The sequence below is a fragment of the Cellulomonas cellasea genome, assembly GCF_030372105.1.
Classification (GTDB): Bacteria; Actinomycetota; Actinomycetes; order Actinomycetales; family Cellulomonadaceae; genus Cellulomonas_A; species Cellulomonas_A cellasea_A.
In genome coordinates this window covers 20,855-40,530 of record NZ_JAUDBQ010000008.1, presented here as the reverse complement: position 1 = coordinate 40,530, position 19,676 = coordinate 20,855, and the positions used below count along the sequence as shown (strand labels likewise).

Annotated in this window: 18 protein-coding genes, 1 tRNA gene and 1 pseudogene; 18 read left to right on the top strand and 2 right to left on the bottom strand. The window is 73.9% G+C overall.

Annotated elements, in window-relative coordinates:
* Positions 1 to 140 precede the first annotated feature (140 nt).
* The 9 genes and pseudogenes from QUV83_RS09200 (at position 141) to nadD (ending at position 11,425) form a co-directional block, all read left to right on the top strand.
* A complete protein-coding gene (locus tag QUV83_RS09200) occupies positions 141 to 1,763 on the top strand; it encodes an ABC transporter substrate-binding protein (protein WP_289564071.1) in 1,623 nt (540 codons plus the stop codon).
* Entirely contained in the window at positions 1,760 to 2,713 is a 954-nt protein-coding gene (locus tag QUV83_RS09195; protein ID WP_289564069.1) for an ABC transporter permease, read from the top strand. Before QUV83_RS09200 ends, QUV83_RS09195 begins: the two co-directional genes overlap by 4 nt.
* Before the next feature lie 34 nt (positions 2,714 to 2,747).
* Positions 2,748 to 3,656 (top strand): ABC transporter permease, encoded by a 909-nt coding sequence (locus tag QUV83_RS09190; protein ID WP_289564067.1) that lies wholly within the window; start codon positions 2,748 to 2,750, stop codon positions 3,654 to 3,656.
* Positions 3,656 to 5,399 (top strand): annotated as a pseudogene (locus QUV83_RS09185) (dipeptide ABC transporter ATP-binding protein). The gene QUV83_RS09190 and the pseudogene QUV83_RS09185 overlap by 1 nt, the downstream one beginning before the upstream one ends.
* A 242-nt stretch (positions 5,400 to 5,641) precedes the next feature.
* On the top strand, positions 5,642 to 7,009 hold the full coding sequence (locus QUV83_RS09180; RefSeq protein WP_289564065.1) for a M20 family metallopeptidase: 1,368 nt from the start codon (positions 5,642 to 5,644) through the stop codon (positions 7,007 to 7,009).
* A gap of 56 nt (positions 7,010 to 7,065) precedes the next feature.
* The gene (locus tag QUV83_RS09175; protein WP_289564063.1) at positions 7,066 to 8,076 is read left to right on the top strand and encodes a GNAT family N-acetyltransferase; all 1,011 of its coding nucleotides are present in this window, start codon (positions 7,066 to 7,068) and stop codon (positions 8,074 to 8,076) included.
* The gene (locus tag QUV83_RS09170) at positions 8,073 to 9,164 is read left to right on the top strand and encodes an LLM class flavin-dependent oxidoreductase (RefSeq protein ID WP_289564061.1); all 1,092 of its coding nucleotides are present in this window, start codon (positions 8,073 to 8,075) and stop codon (positions 9,162 to 9,164) included. Before QUV83_RS09175 ends, QUV83_RS09170 begins: the two co-directional genes overlap by 4 nt.
* A gap of 81 nt (positions 9,165 to 9,245) precedes the next feature.
* Positions 9,246 to 10,571, top strand: a complete 1,326-nt coding sequence (locus tag QUV83_RS09165) for a glutamate-5-semialdehyde dehydrogenase (protein WP_436231897.1) — start codon at positions 9,246 to 9,248, stop codon at positions 10,569 to 10,571.
* 251 nt (positions 10,572 to 10,822) lie between these two features.
* Positions 10,823 to 11,425 carry a nicotinate-nucleotide adenylyltransferase gene (nadD, locus tag QUV83_RS09160; RefSeq protein WP_289564059.1) on the top strand — a complete coding sequence of 201 codons (603 nt, stop codon included), beginning with the start codon at positions 10,823 to 10,825 and terminating at the stop codon, positions 11,423 to 11,425.
* 396 nt (positions 11,426 to 11,821) lie between these two features.
* Here the strand turns inward: nadD and QUV83_RS09155 are convergent, their stop codons facing one another.
* Positions 11,822 to 12,187, bottom strand: a complete 366-nt coding sequence (locus QUV83_RS09155) for a hypothetical protein (RefSeq protein ID WP_289564057.1) — start codon at positions 12,185 to 12,187, stop codon at positions 11,822 to 11,824.
* A 37-nt stretch (positions 12,188 to 12,224) separates the two neighbouring features.
* On the opposite strand from QUV83_RS09155, the gene QUV83_RS09150 reads away from it, so the two are divergent.
* From QUV83_RS09150 to QUV83_RS09130, 5 genes are all read left to right on the top strand, one after another.
* The gene (locus QUV83_RS09150) at positions 12,225 to 12,623 is read left to right on the top strand and encodes a hypothetical protein (RefSeq protein WP_289564055.1); all 399 of its coding nucleotides are present in this window, start codon (positions 12,225 to 12,227) and stop codon (positions 12,621 to 12,623) included.
* A gap of 33 nt (positions 12,624 to 12,656) precedes the next feature.
* Positions 12,657 to 13,073: a ribosome silencing factor gene (gene rsfS, locus QUV83_RS09145; RefSeq protein WP_289564053.1), complete on the top strand. Its 417-nt coding sequence runs from the start codon at positions 12,657 to 12,659 to the stop codon at positions 13,071 to 13,073.
* A complete protein-coding gene (locus QUV83_RS09140) occupies positions 13,070 to 13,744 on the top strand; it encodes a histidine phosphatase family protein (protein WP_289564050.1) in 675 nt (224 codons plus the stop codon). The genes rsfS and QUV83_RS09140 overlap by 4 nt, the downstream gene beginning before the upstream one ends.
* 86 nt (positions 13,745 to 13,830) lie before the next feature.
* Positions 13,831 to 13,903 (top strand) — tRNA-Ala (locus QUV83_RS09135).
* 159 nt (positions 13,904 to 14,062) lie between these two features.
* Complete coding sequence (locus QUV83_RS09130; protein ID WP_289564048.1) at positions 14,063 to 14,863, top strand: SDR family oxidoreductase; 801 nt, start codon at positions 14,063 to 14,065, stop codon at positions 14,861 to 14,863.
* A 17-nt stretch (positions 14,864 to 14,880) separates the two neighbouring features.
* On the opposite strand, the gene QUV83_RS09125 is transcribed toward QUV83_RS09130, so the two are convergent.
* Positions 14,881 to 15,786, bottom strand: a complete 906-nt coding sequence (locus tag QUV83_RS09125) for a DMT family transporter (protein WP_289564046.1) — start codon at positions 15,784 to 15,786, stop codon at positions 14,881 to 14,883.
* Positions 15,787 to 15,825: 39 nt separating this feature from the next.
* Here QUV83_RS09125 and QUV83_RS09120 point away from each other — a divergent pair, with 39 nt between their 5' ends.
* From QUV83_RS09120 to QUV83_RS09105, 4 genes are all read left to right on the top strand, one after another.
* Complete coding sequence (locus QUV83_RS09120) at positions 15,826 to 16,350, top strand: MarR family winged helix-turn-helix transcriptional regulator (RefSeq protein ID WP_289564044.1); 525 nt, start codon at positions 15,826 to 15,828, stop codon at positions 16,348 to 16,350.
* 184 nt (positions 16,351 to 16,534) lie between these two features.
* Positions 16,535 to 17,542 (top strand): Fe2+-enterobactin ABC transporter substrate-binding protein, encoded by a 1,008-nt coding sequence (gene fepB, locus QUV83_RS09115; protein WP_289564043.1) that lies wholly within the window; start codon positions 16,535 to 16,537, stop codon positions 17,540 to 17,542.
* Between the two features lie 11 nt (positions 17,543 to 17,553).
* Positions 17,554 to 18,603, top strand: coding sequence for a FecCD family ABC transporter permease (locus tag QUV83_RS09110; RefSeq protein WP_289564041.1), 1,050 nt, complete (start codon positions 17,554 to 17,556; stop codon positions 18,601 to 18,603).
* Positions 18,600 to 19,676 carry a FecCD family ABC transporter permease gene (locus QUV83_RS09105; protein ID WP_289564039.1) on the top strand — a complete coding sequence of 359 codons (1,077 nt, stop codon included), beginning with the start codon at positions 18,600 to 18,602 and terminating at the stop codon, positions 19,674 to 19,676. Before QUV83_RS09110 ends, QUV83_RS09105 begins: the two co-directional genes overlap by 4 nt.

The window sequence follows — 19,676 nt, the reverse complement described above, 5'->3', positions numbered from 1 at the left end:
GCCATGACGGCCGATCGCCGTCTCCTGCGCCAGGGCCGCCCGCTCCCGCGCCCACCCGTCGACGTGACGGGAGGCCCGCGACGGGCGGGGTCGAGGACGCCTCCACCGCACCGACCCGACCGATCGAGGAGTCGACCCACATGCGCACCCTGCACCGTCATGCCCCTGGCACGGCCCTGGCCGTCACCGCCGCCCTGGCCCTGTCCGCCTGCGCCGGCGGCGCCACCGAGCCCGCCGAGGGCGACTCCACGTCCTCCACGTCGGCGGAGCCGGTGCGCGGCGGAGACCTGGCCTTCGCCATCACCGTCGACTCCAAGTGCGTCGACCCGCAGCAGGTCGGCAACAACGACGCCATCGCCATCGCGCGCCAGACGGTGGCGTCCCTCACGGCGCAGAACCCGGAGTCGGGCGAGATCGTGCCGTGGCTGGCCGAGTCGTGGGAGGTGAACGACGACGCCAGCCAGTTCACGTTCCACCTGGTCGACGGCGCCACCTACGCCGACGGCACGCCCATCGACGCGGCGTCGGTCAAGACGAACTTCGAGGCCATCGTCGCGCTCGGCGCGAAGGCGTCGCTGGGCTCGACGTACCTGGTGGACCTCGAGTCGGTGACCGCCCCGGACCCGTCGACGGTGGTGGTGGACTTCAGCGCGCCGAGCGCCCAGTTCCTCCAGGCCACGTCGACGTTCTCGCTGGGCCTGCTCTCGCCGGCCTCGGCGGCGCTGAGCGTCGAGGACCGCTGCGCCGGGAAGTTCGACGGGTCGGGGCCGTTCGTCGTCCAGGAGTACACCGTGGACCAGCGGGCCGTGCTCGCGCGGCGCGACGGGTACACGTGGGGCGCGGCGGGGGCGAGCTCGCACACGGGCGAGGCGTATCTGGACACCGTCACGTTCACGGTGATCCCCGAGGCCGGGGTTCGGGCCGGGAGCCTGGCGTCCGGGCAGATCGACGCGACCGCGGCCATCGGCACCGCGGACTTGCCGCAGTTCGACGGCAACGGGTTCTGGCTCGCGTACCGCGCCAACCCGGGCGTCGTGTTCAACCTGTACCCGAACGAGTCCCGCCCGCTGCTCGCCGACGAGCGGGTCCGCGTGGCGGTGCTCAAGGGCATCGACCGCGAGGAGGTCACCGGCACGGTGCTCACCCCGCTCGACGAGCCCGCGAGCGCCGCGCTCGCCCACACGACGCCGCTGTACGAAGGGCTGGACGAGCTGCTCGCGTACGACCCCGAGGGCGCCAAGGAGCTCCTGGAGGGGGCCGGCTGGGTGGAGGGGCCGGACGGGATCCGGGTGAAGGACGGCCAGCCGCTGTCGACCGAGGTGACGTTCTGGCAGGTGAAGGACCCGCTCGAGCTGGTCCAGCAGCAGCTGCGGCAGATCGGGTTCGATCTGCGGCTCAACCAGGTGACGATCGCCGAGGCCACCGCCGCCAGCGCGGACGGGGAGTACGACTTCTCGTACGGGAACCTGACCCGCTCCGACCCGGACATCCTGCGCAACCTCTTCTCGGTGAACGCGCGCAACACGAACAAGCGGGCGGCGGAGCCGGTCGACGACCTCCTCGACCAGCAGGCCGCAGCCGTCGACCCGGCGGAGCGGCAGCGGCTCGTCACCGAGGCGTCGCGGCTGCTGCTGGAGAAGGCGCACTCGATCCCCGTGGTGGAGCTGTCCACGACCATCGCCGCGGCCGACACCGTGCACGACCTGAAGTTCGAGGCGTCCACCCGCCTGGACTTCTACGACGCGTGGGTGTCCCAGCCATGACCCGTTACGTGCTCCGCCGGCTGGCGCAGGGGGCAGTCGTCCTGTGGGCCGCGTTCACGGTGACCTTCGCCATCTTGTACCTGCTGCCCAGCGACCCGGTGGAGCTGATGGCCTCCGGCGGCGGGGAGCAGTCGGTGGTCGACCCAGCGCTGCTGGCGGAGCTGCGCGCGGAGCATGGGCTCGACCGGCCGCCGCTCGCCCAGTACCTGCACGCGCTGGGCGGCGCGGCCCGGCTCGACTTCGGCCGCTCGTACCAGTCCGACGCCCCGGCGACATCGCTGATCCTGGACGTGCTGCCGCAGACCCTGCAGCTCACCGTCGCGGGGCTCGCGCTGTCCGTGCTGCTCGGCGTCGGGCTGGCGGTGGCGAGCACCTACCCGCGCACGCGGTGGCTGCGGCACGCCCTCGCGGCGCTGCCACCGCTGGGGGTGTCCCTGCCGGTGTTCTGGGTGGGGCTGATGCTGGTGCAGGTCTTCAGCTTCCAGTGGCGGCTGTTCCCGGCGATCGGCAACGACGGCCTCGCGAGCCTCGTGCTGCCCGCGGTGGCCCTGGCGCTGCCGACCAGCGCGTCGATCGCCCAGCTCCTGGCTCGGTCGCTGCGCCAGACGTTGGCCGAGCCGTACATCGAGACGGCGCGGGCCAAGGGCGCCGGGCGGGCGCGCGTGCACTTCCGCCACGCGCTGCGCAATGCGTCGATCCCCGCGTTGACGGTGCTCGGCGTGAGCGTCGGCCAGCTCCTTTCCGGCGCCGTGGTCACCGAGACGGTCTTCTCGCGGGTGGGGCTGGGCCGGCTCACGATCTCCGCGGTGAACTCCCAGGACATCCCCGTGGTGATGGCGGTGGTGGTGTTCTCGGCGCTCGTGTTCGTGGTCGTCGCGCTCGCGGTCGACCTGCTGTACCCGCTGGTGGACCCCCGCATCAGCCTCCGACGCGCGCCGGTCGCCGCATGACCCGGACCCGGCGCCCGAGACGAGGAGCGATCTGATGGCAGTAGTCGAGCACCTGCAGCCCGGCGCATCCCACGCAGCCGGCGCCGTGATCCCGGCCCCCGGCCGGCGCTGGCCGGCGTCGGCGGCCCGCCCAGTGTGGCGTGCGCTGTGCCGCAGCCCGGGGCTGGCGCTCTCGGTCCTGGTGCTGCTGGGCGTGGCGGCGTGGGTCGTCGCGCCGGGCCTGTTCACCTCCGCCGATCCGATCACCGGCGTCCCGGCCGAGCGCCTGCAGGGCCCCTCCGCCGCGCACCCGTTCGGCACCGACCAGATCGGGCGGGACCTGTTCGCCCGGGTGGTGCACGGGGCCGCGCTGTCGATCCAGGCGACAGTCGTCGCCGTGGTCGTGGGCCTGGCCGTCGGCACGTTCCTGGGCCTGCTGGCCGGGTTCCTGCGGGGGTGGGTGGACGACGTGGTGGGGCGCGTCGTCGACGTGCTGCTCGCCATCCCGGGGTTGCTGCTGTCGCTGGCCCTGGTCACCGTGCTGGGCTTCGGCTCCCTCAAGGTGGCCGTCGCGGTGGGCATCACCAGCGTGGCGGCCTTCGCCCGGGTGATGCGCTCCGAGGTGCTGCGGGTGAGCGCCTCGGTGTACGTCGAGGCCGCGCGCTCGTCGGGCGCCCGCTGGCATGCGGTGCTGGGCCAGCATGTGCTGCCCAACGCCTCGGGGCCCGTGCTCGCGCTCGTGGCGCTCGAGTTCGGCGCCGCGATCCTGGCGATCTCCGCGCTGAGCTTCCTGGGCTACGGCGCGGCGCCTCCCGCGCCCGAGTGGGGGTCGCTGGTCTCCGAGGGGCGCAACTACCTGGCTGCCGCCTGGTGGCTCGCCACGTTCCCGGGCCTGGTGATCGTGGCAGTGGTGCTGTCGGCGAACCGCGTCGCGCGTGCGCTGGAACGACGGGTGGAGGACTGATGGGCACGGTTGCCGAGCAGGGCCCGCTGCTGAGCGTCGAGGACCTGCGCGTGTCGTACCGGTCCGGGGAGGGGCGGGCCGACGCGGTGCGCGGCGTGACCTTGGAGGTGCGCCCCGGCGAGGTCGTGGCGCTGGTGGGGGAGTCGGGCTCGGGCAAGAGCACCCTCGCGCACGCCGTCATCCACCTGCTCGCCCGTGGCGGGCGCGTGGACGGGGGCAGGCTGCGCTTCGGCGGCGAGGACCTCACCGGGCTCTCCGAGCAGCAGTGGCGTGAGGTGCGCGGCCGGGACATCGGGCTCGTCCCCCAGGACCCCACGGTCTCCCTCAACCCCGTCATGCGGGTTGGCGCGCAGGTGGCCGAGGTGCTCGTGCTGCACGGGCTCGCCGGGCGGCGGCAGGCCCGCGCCCGCGCGGTCGAGCTGCTCGGCGAGGCCGGGCTCGACCGCCCGGAGGTGCGCGCCCGCCAGTACCCCACCGAGCTCTCCGGCGGGATGCGCCAGCGCGTGCTCATCGCCATCGCGCTCGCGGCCCGGCCACGCCTCGTGATCGCCGACGAGCCGACCTCGGCGCTCGACGTCACCGTGCAGCGCGGCATCCTCGACCACATCGCCGCGCTCACCTCGACGCTCGGCACCGCGGTGCTGCTCATCACGCATGACCTGGGCGTCGCCGCGGACCGGGCGGACCGCATCGTCGTGCTCCAGCACGGGCAGGTCGTCGAGCAGGGCCCGACGGCGCAGGTGCTGGGCGCGCCGCGCCACCCCTACACGCGGGCGCTGATCGCCGCCGCGCCGAGCCTGGCGGCCGGCCCCCGCGGCGGTGGGCGGGCGCCGGGCGCCCGGACGGCGCCCGTGGGCGGCCAGGGCCCCTCGACCCCAGACGACCAGGCCTTCGAGGCGACGGATGGCCTGGGCGCCGCGACCCCCGATGGCCTCGCTGCCCCGCTGCTCAGCGCGCGCGGGCTGGTCAAGGAGTTCGCCCTGCCCCGCACGGCAGGCGGCGCCCGCACCCTGCGGGCCGTCGACGAGGTGAGCTTCGAGATCCCGTCCGGGCGCACGTTCGCGCTGGTGGGCGAGTCGGGATCGGGCAAGAGCACCACCGCGCGGCTGGTGCTGCGCTTGGAGCAGCCCACGTCCGGCACGGTCCATCTCGACGGGGTGGACGTGACGCGGGTGTCGGGGGAGCGGCTGCGCCGGCTGCGGCGACGCGTGCAGGTCGTCTACCAGAGCCCGTACGCGTCGCTGGACCCCGCGCTTCACCGTCGAGCGGGTGATCGCCGAGCCGTTGCGCGCGTTCCGCGTCGGCGACGCCGCGACCCGTGCGGCCCGGGTCCGCGAGCTCCTCGACCGGGTCGCGCTGCCGACGGGCGTCGCGGGCCGGCTGCCCGCGGAGCTGTCGGGCGGGCAGCGGCAGCGTGTGGCCATCGCGCGGGCGCTCGCCCTGCACCCGGACTTGGTGGTGCTCGACGAGCCTGTCTCCGCGCTCGACGTGTCCGTCCAGGCGCAGATCCTGGACCTGTTGGCGGAGCTGCAGGCCGAGCACGGCCTGAGCTACCTCTTCATCTCCCACGATCTGGCCGTCGTGCGGCAGATCGCCGACGAGGTGGGCGTCATGCATCGCGGGCGGCTCGTCGAGCGGGGGACGCCGGAGCAGGTGCTGCTCGACCCGCGGGAGGCGTACACCCGCGAGCTCGTCGAGGCGGTGCCCGGGCGGCGGGCGCGTGCGCTGGGGGTGTCCGGGTGAGGCTGGCAGGCGCCGTCCAGGGTGGTGTCGCGCATCGGGAATGCCCGCGTGGTTGGCCTCGTGTGCGCTGCGGGCACCATCCTGGTCCTGGCGACGGCGTCGTTGACCGACGTCCACCCCTCCGAGGCGCCACTCGGACCGACCCCGCACCACCCAGGGAGACCCACGATGACCGAGCACCCGCTCACCGCCCCACCGCGCGACCGGGGTCTCGACCGGCTGCTGACCGAAGGCCGCGGGCGATGAGCGAGGACCGCACACGGCCGGCGCCGCCGAGCACCGCCTATCTCGACGCGCTGCGGGCGCAGACGGAGCGCCGCCGGGCGACCTTCGTCCCGTCGGCCTCACCGCACCAGGGCGCAGCCGAGCGCGATGTGGCACGGGTCCGGTCCGCCGCCGAGGCCCAGCAGGACGACGTCGTCGTGTTCTCGCGCGTCATCCACGCGCATCCCGAGGAGGCGTTCCAGGAGCGCCGGGCCGCTGCGGAGATCGCCGATCTGCTGGCCAGGCACGGCGTCACCGCGACTGTCGGCTCGCACGGGCTGGCCACGGCGCTGCGCGCGGGGCTGACGGCCGCCGGCCCGGACTCCGGGGATCCCGACCCGGGCGCGGGGCCCACCGTGGCGATCCTCGCGGAGTACGACGCGCTGCCGGGGATCGGCCACGCCTGCGGCCACAACGTGATCGCCGCGGCGGGCGTGGGGGCGTTCCTCGCGCTGCGCCGGGCCGTGGCCGACGGGCTCGAGCTGCCGGGCCGGGTGCTGCTCCTGGGCACCCCTGCCGAGGAGGGGAACTCCGGCAAGGAGATCCTCGCGCGCGCCGGGTTCTTCGACGGGGTGGACGCTGCGGTGATGGTCCACCCGTTCGGCTATGACGTCGTCGATCACCCGTTCTTGGGGCGCCGCCGGCTGCGCGTGACCTATCACGGGGTCGCGGCCCATGCGTCGGCGAGCCCGTTCATGGGGCGGAACGCGCTCGACGCCGTCGCACTCAACTACCAGGCGGTCGGTTTTCTCCGCCAGCACATCCCGCCCTCGGACCGCGTCCACGGCATCGTGCTCGAGGGCGGGGAGCGGCCGAGCGTCGTGCCCGAGCGCGCCACCCTCGAGTACTACGTGCGATCGGCGCACGCCGCCACGCTCCGCGACCTGTCCCAGCGCCTGGAGGACATCGCCCACGGCGTCGCGCTAGCCACCGGCACCACGGCCGAGGTGACCTGGGACCCCGTGCCGTTCAGCCTGCCGCTGCGCACCAACACCCCACTGGCCGAGCGCTGGGCCCAGCACCAGGCGGCGCAGGGGCGCACCGCGCTCGCGGGCGGCATCGTGCCGGAGATCCTCGCGGCGTCGACGGACTTCGGGAACGTGAGCCAGCGGCTGCCCGGCATCCACCCGATGATCGCCGTCAGCGAGCCCGACGTCGCCCTGCACACCCGCGAGTTCGCCCACGCCGCAGGCGGTCCGGCCGGCGACCGGGCCGCGATCGACGGGGCCATCGGGCTGGCGCTCACGGCGCTCGACTATCTTGCCGACCCGCGCCTGCGGGACGCCGTGCGCCAGGACTTCGAGCACGCCGGCGGGCCGGTGGACGTGCCCGGCTACTTCGAGTGAGCAAGCAGCCAGGGCAGGGCGACGGCCGAACGGGCAGGACGAGGGACAGGGAACGGATGAGCATCGAGATTCGCAGCGCGCGCGTCGACGAGCACCCCGCGGTAGGGCGCCTGACCGAGCACGGCTTCGCCACCGGGGTGTACGGGCCGACCACGAATCCGGAGCGAGTGCGGCTGCTGCGCGACGCCGCCGGGCGAGCCGCCAGCGGCGACCTGCTGGTGGCCGTCGAGGGCGACGAGCTGCTCGGCACGGCCAGCCTGCTGCGGAACGGCACAGACCACGCCCGCGAGGCGCGGGACGGCGAGGCCGAGCTGCGGCTGCTCACGGTCGCCCCCGCCGGGCGGGGCCGTGGCATCGGGGGCGCGATGGTCCTCGAGTCCCTCGACCGGGCGCGCGCCTGGGGCATGGACGCGCTCGTCCTGGACACCGGGCCGGCCAACGTGGACGCCCAGCGCCTCTACGAGCGGCTGGGGTTCGCCCGCGACGTCGAGCGCGAGACCGCAGAGGTGCCGGGCGTCGGGCGGCTCGTCTTCTACCGGTACGACTTCTCACGCCACGGCGTGCTCGTCCGGCTGATCGCCGCGCATGAGCACGAGCGGGTCGCCGAGCTGACCGTTGCGGCGTACAGCCACGACTACGCGATCAGTGACCGGTACCGCGCCGAGCTCGCGGACGTCGAGGCCCGCGCGCGCGAGCACGAGGTGTGGGTCGCCCAGGACCTGGCGACCGGCGCACTGCTGGGCGCCGTCGCCACCCCGCGGCCAGGGGCCCGCATCTCCCTGGTCGCGGAGGACGGCGAGCTCGACTTCCGGCTCCTCGCCGTCGACCCGGCCGCCCGTGGGCGAGGCATCGGCGAGCTGCTCACCCGGCATGTCGTCGAGCTCGCACGCCAGCGCGGACTGCGGCGCGTGGTGATGAACTCCGGCGCCGAGATGACGGGCGCCCACCGGCTCTACCAGCGGCTCGGCTTCTCCCGCCTTCCCGAGCGGGAGACCCACATCATCGAGGGGAGCCCGCTCCTCGCGTTCGGCCTCGATGTCGAGACTCCCGAAGGAGCACGCCCATGAGGTTCCAGGTCCTCGACATCGTCCCGCACACCCCGCACCCCGTCACCGGCGAGCTGATCAGCCCCACGGAGCGGCTCGAGCGCGTGGTGCAGAACGCGGTCCTCGCCGAGCAGCTCGGCTTCGACTCGTACGCCGTGGGGGAGCGGCACGCCGGGGACTTCCTGTCCTCCTCGCCCACGGTGCTGCTCGGCGCGCTCGCGCAGGCCACCGAGCGCATCCTGCTGAGCACCGGGGTCACCGTGCTCTCGCTGCTGGACCCGGTGCGGGTCGCCGAGGACTACGCCACCGTCGACCAGCTCTCCGGCGGGCGGCTCGAGATCGTCATCGGCAAGGGCAACGAGGACCGGCACTTCCCGCTGTTCGGGCTCGACATCGCCCACCAGTACGACTACCTCCAGGAGAACTACGAGCTGCTGCGGCGCCTGCTGCGCGAGGAGCACGTCGACTGGTCGGGCCGCTTCCACGCCCCGCTGGCCGACGCGACGACGCAGCCGCGTCCCTTCGACGGCCCGTTCCGCGTGTGGCACGGCTCCGCGACGTCGACCTTCGCCGTCGAGCTCGCCGCCCGATGGGGCGACCCGATCTTCACGGCGAACGCGTTCCAGCCCCGGGAGGCCTACAAGGCGCTCATCGACCACTACCGCGAGCAGTACGCGGCCTACGGCCACGACCCGGCGAAGGCGTATGTCGGCTCCGGCTCGGGCGGGCTGTTCCTCGCCGACACCACCGCGCAGGCGACGGCCGAGTACCGGGCGGTGTACGAGGCGCAGGCCGCCCGCACCGCCGCCGCGCACGCCGGCGACGGCCGTCCCGGCAAGGCGTCGTCGTTCCCCACCCTCGAGGACGCGGTGGCGCACGGGCCGGCGCTGGTGGGCTCCCCAGAGCAGGTGGCCGAGAAGATCCTCGCCTACCACAAGGCCTACGGCCATGACGTCCAGTCCGTCTCGCTCAACCCCGTGCTGCCCTACGAGCAGCAGCAGGACGTGCTGCGCCGCTTCGCCGAGGAGGTCGTGCCGCTGGTGCGCCGCGAGGTGTCGACGACGCTGTGGGGGCCGGACGACGCGGGCCGGGCGCGCGGGCTCGCCTGACGGCCTGGCCTGTGCGGGGAGGCGGGCCCGACGTCCGAGACGGGGCTCGATGAGCGCGAGGGCCCGGACTACGCTGGCGCCATGACAGCCTCGCTCGAGAACACGGTCCAGGCCCCGTCGTCCCACGTCAACGGCCCGATGTCCGACGTGGCCGAGCACGTGCTGGCCGCCGCGCGCCGCGCGAAGTCCGCTGCCCGTGTGCTCGCCACGGCGACTCGGGCGACCAAGGACGCAGCCCTGGACGCGCTCGCCGACGCCCTCGTCGCGCACACCGACGAGATCCTCGAGGCAAACGCCGAGGACCTCGAGCGGGGCCGCGAGAACGGCACGTCGTCGGGGCTGCTCGACCGGCTCGCGCTGACCGACGCCCGCATCGTCGCCATCGCCGAGGCGCTGCGCGAGCTGGCCGCCCTGCCCGACCCGGTGGGGGAGGTCGTGCGCGGCTCCACGCTGCCCAACGGGCTGCGCCTGCGCCAGGTCCGGGTGCCGATGGGCGTGGTCGGCATGATCTACGAGGCCCGCCCCAACGTCACGGTGGACGCCGCCGGGCTGGCGCTCAAGAGCGGCAACGCCGTGGTGCTGCGCGGGGGCTCGGCTGCCGCCCGCAGCAACGAGGTCATCGTCGGGGTGCTCGGCGAGGCGCTGGCCGCCCAGGGCCTGCCCGCCGACCTGGTCCAGTCCATCGACGCCTACGGGCGCGAGGGCGCCGTCGCGCTCATGCACGCGCGCGGCCTGGTGGACGTGCTCGTCCCGCGCGGTGGCGCGGACCTGATCCAGACCGTCGTGCGCGAGTCCACGGTGCCCGTCGTGGAGACGGGCGTCGGCAACTGCCACGTGTACGTCGATGCCAGCGCCGACCCCGCGATGGCGCTGCCCATCCTGCTCAACTCCAAGACCCAGCGCGTGGGGGTGTGCAACGCCGCCGAGACGCTGCTGGTGCACGCCGACGCCGCGCCCGCGTTCCTGCCCGCCGCCCTGGCGGCGCTCGCGGGGGAGGGTGTCGTGCTGCACGGCGACGCGGCGACGGCCGCGCTCGCCCCCGAGGGCGTGGAGGTGGTCCCCGCCACCGACGAGGACTGGGCGACGGAGTACCTGTCGCTGGACCTGGCCGTGCGCGTCGTGGACGACCTGGACGCCGCGATCGAGCACATCCGCGCCTGGTCGTCGGGGCACACCGAGGCGATCGTCACCCGCGACCTCGCGGCGTCGGAGCGGTTCGTCGCGGAGCTCGACTCCGCCGCGGTCATCGTCAACGCCTCGACCCGGTTCACCGACGGCGGCCAGTTCGGGCTCGGCGCGGAGATCGGGATCTCGACGCAGAAGCTGCACGCCCGGGGGCCCATGGGCCTCGCCGAGCTGACCACCACGAAGTGGGTCGTGCATGGTGACGGGCACGTCCGGGCCTGAGCGCCCGACCGACGTGCGACACTGGACCCGCTTTGTCTCAGGACCTTTCTGGAGGATGACGTGCACGCTGCCCTGCTCGCTGCTGAGGAAGCCGCTGTGAATCATCTCGCGTTCCCGCCCATCGTCTACGGGGCGATCACGCTGGCCGGCCTCCTCGCGCTGCTCGGCGCCACGTACGCGTTCCGGAGCGTCGGCACCCGCCACTGAGCGCGGCTCCGAGCACCACGAGGACGAGAGCGAGGTTGCAGCCGATGACGCCGCGACGGCCCCGGCTCGGTGTGATGGGCGGCACGTTCGACCCCATCCACCACGGTCACCTGGTCGCCGCCAGCGAGGTTGCCGCCGAGTTCGACCTGGACGAGGTGGTCTTCGTCCCGACGGGCAACCCGACGTTCAAGCAGGGCCAGCACGTCACCGCCGCCGAGCACCGGTACCTGATGGCGGTCATCGCGACCGCGTCCAACCCGCGCTTCACGGTGAGCCGGGTCGACATCGACCGTCCCGGGCTGACGTACACGGTCGACACCCTGCGAGACCTCAACCTGCACCGGCCTGGCGCCGATCTGTTCTTCATCACCGGAGCGGACGCCGTCGAGCAGATCCTCTCGTGGAAGGACCCGGACGAGCTCTTCGGCATGGCGCAGTTCGTGGCCGTGACCCGTCCCGGTCACACGTTGTCCATCGCCGGTTTGCCCGCCGACCGGGTGAGCCAGCACGAGATCCCCGCGCTGGCGATCTCCTCGACGGACGTCCGTGCGCGTGCGCGCGCCGGGCAGCCCGTCTGGTACCTCGTCCCTGACGGGGTGGTCCAGTACATCGCGAAGCACGGTCTGTATCGAGGTAACGATGAGTGAACCCGGAGAGCGCCGCCGCCGTCGAGAGATGGCCCGTTCGGACGACCCTGGAGCCGTGGGCGGCCCCGCGGCGCCCGACAGCGCGCCCACGTCCCGGCGCGCTCTGCGCAGCCAGCCGGTGCAGTCTGTGGGGCCTGACGGCCAGGCCGGGTCCCAGGGCCCGTACCAGGTGCCGGGGCTCGCCCCGGAGCCGTCGAACCCGATGCGCTCACGTCGTTCGATCCGCGACACCTCGTTGGAGCCCTCCGGTCCGCGTCAGGGCCCCCCGGCTCCGTCCGCCGGCCCGAGTGCGGGCGCGTCCCCGGCGTGGGGCTCCCACCCCGGCCAGCCGTCCGCGCCCTCGCAAGGGCGGCCCGACGCGCGGCCCACTGGCCCGAGCGCCCCCGCCCGGCCGACCTACGCCGATCGCGCCGCGGCGGCCCCGTCGCCCCAGCGGCCCGCATCCACCCCGCCGCCCGCGCCGCGCCAGCCCGAGCCGTCGCGGCCGTGGGGCGCCGGGGCGCCCGCGCCCACCGGCGGCCCGACGTCGGCAGCAGCCGCTGGCTGGGGCGCGGCCGCCGCGTCCGCGGCCCCCGGCGCGCCTGTGCGCACGTCGACGCCCGCGCCGCAGGCGGCGCCGTCGCGCTCGAGCACCCGGTCCTCGGCCTGGGGGAGCGCACCGGCCCCCGCCGAGGCCGCGCCGGCGCCCGAGGCCCCGGCGGCGCCGTGGCGCCCCACCGCCAGCCCTGCGAGCACTGCGGGCCCGTCCTGGGCGAGCACCACGCCGAGCGCGCCGCCTGACGCGCGGCCCGTCCCGCCGGTGGAGCCGCACGCCGCGCCGCACCCCGCCCCGCATGCCACAGGGGCGCCCTCCTGGGCGCCGAGCGCTCCTGCCGAGGAGGCGTCCGTCCCGCCGTGGGGCTCGCTCACGCGCGGCACGCGGGCCGGAGCCGACGGGCAGCCGGAGCCCGGCGCCAGTGGCACGCCGTACGCTAGTGACGACGACGAGGACGACGAGTACGACGAGCGGCCCTCGCACCCGTACACCTGGTTGCAGCTCATCGTGCTGGCTCTCGTCGCGTTCGTCCTCGGCTTCCTCATCATGCTGCTCGGCAGCAAGGCTGCCGGTGGCGACGACTCTGCCGCCGGCCCGGCCTCCACCGAGGTGGTTGCCGGAGCCGCGGCCGTCGACCTCTCACCCGGTCTGCGCGTGCTCTGACGAGCGCCGCAGCGCTTATCACCAAGGAGTCCCGTGCCGGCAACAGAACGCGCCGTCGAGCTCGCCATCCTGGCAGCCCGCGCCGCAGCCGATCTCAAGGCTGAAGAGATCATCGCCCTCGACGTGAGCGAGCAGCTCGTCCTCACGGACGCGTTCGTCATCGCGTCGGGCACCAACGAGCGGCAGGTCGGCGCCATCGTCGACGCCGTCGAGGAGGCCCTGCACAAGGCCGGCTCGAAGGCCGTGCGGCGCGAGGGCAAGTCCGAGGGCCGTTGGGTCCTGCTGGACTTCGGCGACATCGTGGTGCACGTGCAGCACGCCGAGGACCGCGTCTACTACGCGCTCGAGAAGCTGTGGAAGGACTGCCCGGCCATCGAGCTGCCCGCTGACATCCGCAGCGGGGACGGCACCACGGCGGACGACGCCGGCGAGGACGGGACCGCTCAGTGACGGCGGGGCGCGTGCTGCTCTGGCGGCACGGGCGCACCGCGCACAACGCCTCCGGGCGGTTGCAGGGCCAGATCGACATCCCGCTCGACGATGTGGGCCGCTGGCAGGCGCACACCGCCGCGGCGGCCCTCACCGCGCGGTACCGGCCCACGCTCATCGTGAGCTCCGACCTGTCGCGCGCGCGGGCGACGGCCGAGGCGCTCGCCGAGCAGGTCGGGCTCGACCTGGTGCTCGACCCGCGCGTGCGGGAGCGGTCGTTCGGCGACTGGGAGGGCATGACCTCCCAGGAGATCGCGGAGCGCTGGCCCGCCGACCACGCCGCGTGGGCGCTGGGCGGCGAGCCGCACCGGCCCGGCGGCGAGAGCCGTGCGGACGTGGCGCAGCGCATGCAGGAGGCAGTGGCCGAGCACGCCGCCGGGCTCGACGCGGGGGACACCCTCGTGGTCGTCACCCACGGCGCGGCGATCAGCCTGGCCGTCGGGGCGCTGCTGGGTCTCCCGGCCGACTGGCGTGGCATCACCGGCCCCAGCAATGCCCACTGGGCGGAGCTGCACGCGGGGCGCGCGACCCATGGCGGCCTGTGGCGGCTCACCGGCTACAACCTGGGCCCCACTGACGCCTCCGCCGACTGGAACGCGGGGCCCGATCAGCAGGTCAGAGATCCCGATTAGCCATTCGGGCCATGTCTGACCTACAGTTATCCACGCCCGCAAGGGCACGGGGGATCCGCCCGGAACACGTTTCCGGTTGATCTCACGGGGCTGTGGCGCAGCTGGTAGCGCACCTGCATGGCATGCAGGGGGTCAGGGGTTCGAATCCCCTCAGCTCCACCGAAGACGAAGAGCGTCCGACCATAGGTCGGGCGCTCTTCGTCGTAGGCGGCCTCCCGGTCTTCTCGAGGGCAGTGCGTCTTCTCGAGGACGGCGCCACGCGAGGGTGGCCCTGACGCGGCCTCCCTCGCGTCGCCAGACCGCGGCAGGGTGGATCGCATGACACAGACGACAGAACACATCAACCCCGCCCATATCCTCGCCGGGGCCCCGCTGAGCGGCCGTGTGGCCGTGGTGACCGGCGCCTCGAGCGGCATCGGCGAGGCCACCGCCGAGCGGCTCGCGGGCCTGGGCGCGAAGGTCGCCCTCCTCGCGCGTCGTGGAGAGCGGCTCGACGCGCTCGAGGATCGCATCCGCGCCCGCGGCGGCGTGGCGTTGGCGCTGCCCACCGACGTCGTGGACCGAGAAGCCCTCCTGGCGACCGCGGACCGCGTCCAGCGCGAGCTGGGCGAGGTCGACCTCGTCTTCGCCAACGCCGGCGTGCAGCTCATCAGCAGCATCGTGGACCTCGCCGTGGAGGACTGGGACGCCCAGATCGACCTGAACGTCAAGGGCACCATGAACACGGTGCAGGCGTTCGTGCGCTCGCTGGTCAGCAGCGCGGAACGAGGGCCGGCTGACCTCATCGTGACGTCCTCGACGGCAGCGGTGCGCCACCTCGAGCGCTTCCAGGTGTACTCGGCGACTAAGGCGTACCAGGCCCAGCTGACCCGGTTGCTGCGGATGGAGCTGGGTCGCAGCAAGGTCCGGGTCTCCGCGATCGAGCCCGGCATGGTGGACACCGAGCTGCCCGACCATGTGACCGACCCGGCGGCGAGCCAGCTCATGGCCGACCTCATCAAGGAGATCGACGTCCTGCAGCCGGCTGACATCGCGGAGACTGTCGCCTTCATCGCGAGCGTCCCGCGGCACGTCAACCTCGCCGAGGTGCACATCCTGCCCACCGAGCAGGTCATCTGAGCGCGCGGCGGTCAAGGTCAAGGAAGCGCGCATGGCGCTGACTTCTGCCGCCACGGGGTGCGCACGCGCCCCGTGGCGGCGCCGCGCTGCTGGCTGACCAGCACGCCGAGGAGGACGAGCGCGGCGCCGGCCGCCTGCCGCGGGCCGAACGCCTCGCCGGCGGCCACCGTGCCCAGCAGGACGCCCGTGACGGGGTTGAGCAGCCCGATCGCGCCGACGGCGCCTGCGGGCAGTCGGCGCAGGCCGGCGAACCAGGCGACGTAGGCGAGCGCCGTCGCCACCAGCGTGACGTAGCCGAATCCCAGCAGCGCGGGGGAGTCGAGCGATGGTGGCGGGCCCTCGACCAGTAGCGCGGCGGGCACGATCAGCGCGCCACCTCCGATGAGCTGCCAGGACGTCACGGCGACGGTCGACTCCGTCGGCGCCCACCGCTTCGTCAGGACGAAGCCGAGGGACGACATGGCCATCGCCGCGATCGACGCGGCCACGCCCCACCCGGGAGCCTGCGCGCCGCCTCCGAGCAGCAGCACCGCGACGCCCGCGACACCGGTCACCGCGCCGACGGCGCCGGCGGCGGCGGGCCGCTCGGAGAGCAGCGGCCAGGCGAGCAGCATCAGCACGAGCGCCGAGGAGGCCATGATCGTCGACGCCACGTTGGAGGGCAGCAGCTGGGAGGCGATGTAGATCAGGATGAAGAACGCCCCGACGTTGAGCGTGCCCAGGACGAGCGACCGCCACCACCATGAGCCGCGGGGGAGCCGTCGCGCGAGGAGCAGCAGGATGGCGCCGGCGGGCAGGGCGCGCAGCGCGGAGCCCCACAGCGGCGAGTCGACGGGCAGGTACTGGCGGGTCACGAAGTAGTTCGACCCCCAGGCCACCGGGGCAATCGCCGTGATGAGGATCCAGCGCCATTTCGCTTCCATGGAAGCGACTATATCTTCCGGGGAAGCTATCATCGCCGGATGAGTGATGTGGACCGCGGCGAGGCAGGCGAGGCGGGCGACCGGGTCGCCCGTATCCAGGCGGAGTGGCGACGCGAGCGCCCGGACCTCGATGTCGCGCCCCAGGGGGTCATCGGGCGGTTGCACCGCCTCGCGGCCCACCTCACCGCCGAGCTCGTCGCCGTCTACGAGCGCCACGGCCTCGGCGAAGGGGAGTTCGACGTGCTCGCCGCGCTCCGCAGGGCCGGGGCGCCGTATGAGCGGGCCCCCGTCGACCTCGCGCGGCACACGATGGTCACCACCGGTGCGATGACCAAGCGCGTCGACAGGCTCGTGGCCGCGGGGCTCGTGGAGCGCAGGGCGGCTGACGGGGACGGGCGTCGGCGCATCGTCGCGCTCACGCCGGCCGGGCTCGAGGTCATCGACGCCGCGTTCGCCGAGCACATGCGGAACGAGCGGCGGCTCGTGGAGCAGCTCTCGGCCGCGGATCGGGCCGCCCTGGAGCCGATCCTCACGCGCTGGCTGCGCGTCTACGAGGCCGGGTGACGCTGCCGCGACGGGTGGGCCCAACGTCCTGAGGGGCCGGGGCGATGGCCTGCTTAACGTTCTGACCTGGGGATCCGAAGTGAGGCCATCCTCTGGAAGGGTTACCTCACTTAGGCAAGGCTCTGCTAACTTCCACCACGGAGCGCAGTCGCGTCTCGCACCGTCCCCCAGAGGAGCCCCCACCGTGAAGTCCCTCCGTCTGCGCTCGAAGGCAGCCGTGACGCTCGCCCTCGCCGCCCTCGCCCTGAGCGCCTGCAGCTCGCCCGAGCCCGCCGCCGAGGCAGGAGCCACAGCCGGGGCCGAGGCCACCGAGGACGCGTCGTGGCCGCGCACCATCACGCATGAGGCGGGTGAGACGGTCATCGAGGCGAAGCCCGAGCGGATCGTCTCCACGGCCATGAGCGCCACGGGCACCCTGCTCGCCATCGACGCCCCCGTCGTGGCCTCGGCCGCGAGCAAGCCTGACACCGCCTCCGCCGACGCGAACGGCTTCTTCCGCCAGTGGGGCGACCTGGCCGTCGAGCGCGGCGTCGAGATCCTGTACCCGAACCTCGAGTTCGACCTCGAGGCGGTCATCGCGGCCGAGCCCGACCTGGTCATCGTCTCCACCAGCGGCGCCGACAGCGTGCTCGACCAGTACGCGCAGCTCAGCGAGCTCTTCCCGACGATCGTCGTGGACTACTCCAGCCAGACCTGGCAGGACCTCGCGACCGAGCTGGGCGCGGCGACCGGCCTAGAGGACGAGGCGGCGGCAGCGGCAGCCGACTTCGACGCCTACGTGGCCGACGCCGCGAAGAAGATCACCGTCGACCCCGGCGTCGCGAGCATCGTCAGCTACAACGGCGCCGAGTCGGACTCCGCAGTCGCCAAGACGACCAGCCCGTGGGCGCAGCTCTTCGACGGCCTGGGCATCGAGGTGGTCGCGGCCCCCGACGGGCTCGACACGTCCGAGCAGGTGCGCCAGGACGTCGCCTGGGTGTCTTTCGAGAACCTGACCGCGGCCATCGGCGGCGACAGCGTGTTCCTGCTCTCCGGTGAGGCCCCCGACGTCGAGCGGTTCCTCGCCGACCCGACGCTGGCGAACCTGCCGGCCGTGCAGAGCAAGCAGGTCTACCCGATGGGCCTGTCGTTCCGGCTGGACCTCTACAGCGCCACCTCGCTCGTCGACACGCTCGTCGAGCAGCTGAGCTGACTCGGCCCCTCATGTCGATCGCCCCGGCCCGCACCATGGGCCGCACTCCCGGCCCGTCGCCTCGCACGAGGCGGCGGGCCGGGCTGGCCGTCTCCTGGGTGTGCCTGGCCGTGCTGCTGCTGGCCAGCCTGGCGCTCGGGTCACGGCAGATCCCGCTGTCGGAGACGATCTCGGCGTTCACCGCCTACGACCCGGGCAACGACCTGCACCTGATCGTGCGGGAGCTGCGGGTGCCGCGCACGATCATCGCGGTGCTGGTCGGCGCCGCGCTCGGCATCTCCGGCGCGTTGATGCAGGCGATGACGCGCAACGCGCTCGCCGAGCCAGGGGTGCTGGGCGTCAACGCCGGCGCCGCGGCCGCGATCGTGCTGGGCGTCTCGGCCTTCGGGCTCAACGGCATCGGCGGGTACGTCTGGTTCGGGTACCTCGGCGCGGGACTCGCGGCGGTGGCGGTGCTCATGCTCGGCCGCGCGCATGACGCGGGCACCAACCCGGTGCGGCTCGTGCTGGCCGGCGCGGGCCTGAGCGTGATGCTCGCGGCGCTGACCTCGATCGTCATCATCAACTCGCCCGACCGCGCCCTCGACGCGTTCCGCGCCTGGGCGACCGGGTCGTTGCAGGGCCGGGGCATGGACGCGGTGCCGGTGGTCGCGGCGAGCATCGTGGTCGGCGTGGTGCTGGCCATCGCCGTGGCGCCGTCGCTCAACGCCGTCGCGCTCGGCTCCGACATGAGCACTGCGCTCGGGCTGAACGGCCGCCGCACCTGGACCCTCGCGTCGGTGGCTGTGCTGCTGCTCGCAGGCTCCGCGACGGCCGCCGCCGGGCCCATCGCCTTCGTCGGGCTCGCGGCGCCGCATATGGCGCGGCTCGTCGTGGGCCCCGACCAGCGGCGCGTGCTGCCATGGTCCGCGCTGTTCGCCATGATCGTGCTGCTGGGCGCCGACGTGCTCGGGCGGGTCATCGCGCATCCCGGCGAGATCGGCGCGGGCGTGATGTCGGCGGTCATCGGCGGGCCCTTCTTCATCGCCCTCGTCCGCCGCCGGAGGTTCGCCCAGCTATGACCGCCGCCACCGCCCTGCCCGACGCCGCGGGCCACGCGCCCGCGCCGCGCTCACGCGCCTTCCGACGCGGGGGCCTGTCCTGGCGCTGGCATCCCCGCACCACAGCCGTCTGCCTCGCGCTGACGGCGCTGATCCTGGTGCTCGGGGTGCTGGTGATGGCCACCGGCACCATCCCGCTCACCCCGTCGGAGGTCCTCGCGGGACTGACGGGCAGCACCGACGACGCGGTGACCCGCAAGGTCGTCACCGACATCCGACTGCCGCGACTGCTGACGGCGGTGTTCGTCGGCGCCTGCCTGGGCACCGCCGGCGCGGTCTTCCAGTCGATCTCCCGCAACGCGCTCGGCTCGCCCGACGTCATCGGCTTCACCACGGGCGCCGCGACGGGCGCCGTCGCGCAGATCGTGCTGTTCAACGCGGGCGCCACGGCCACGTCGGTGAGCGCTGTGGCCGGCGGGCTGCTGACCGCGCTGGCCGTCTACGCGCTCGCCTCCAAGGGCGGGGTGACCGGCGGCTTCCGCCTGGTGCTGGTCGGCATCGGCGTCGGGTCCATGCTCGCCGCGGTGAACACGCTGCTGCTCGCGCGGGCCGGCATCGAGCAGGCCATGTCCGCCGAGATCTGGCTGGCGGGCTCGCTCAACGCGCGCGCCTGGGAGCACGTGTGGCCGGTGGCCGTGGGCTTCGCGGTGCTGCTGCCCGTGGTGCTCGCCCTCGGCCGGCACCTCGACCTGATGGAGATGGGCGACGACGCCGCCCGGCAGCTCGGGGTCCGCGTCGAGCGCACCCGCCTGGTGCTGATGGTCGCGGCTGTCGGGATGACGGCGCTGGCCACAGCCTCGGCCGGGCCCATCGCGTTCGTCGCCCTCGCCGCGCCGCAGCTCGTGGTGCGCGTGACGCGCTCGGTGCGGGCGCCGCTGGCCTCCTCGGCGTTCATGGGCGCCGCGCTCGTCGTCGCCGCCGACCTGCTGACCCAGCACCTGCCGGTGAACGCCGCCATCCCGATCGGGCGCATGACCGGCCTGCTCGGCGGGGCGTACCTGCTGTGGCTGCTGACCCGATCGCGCCAGGTGTGA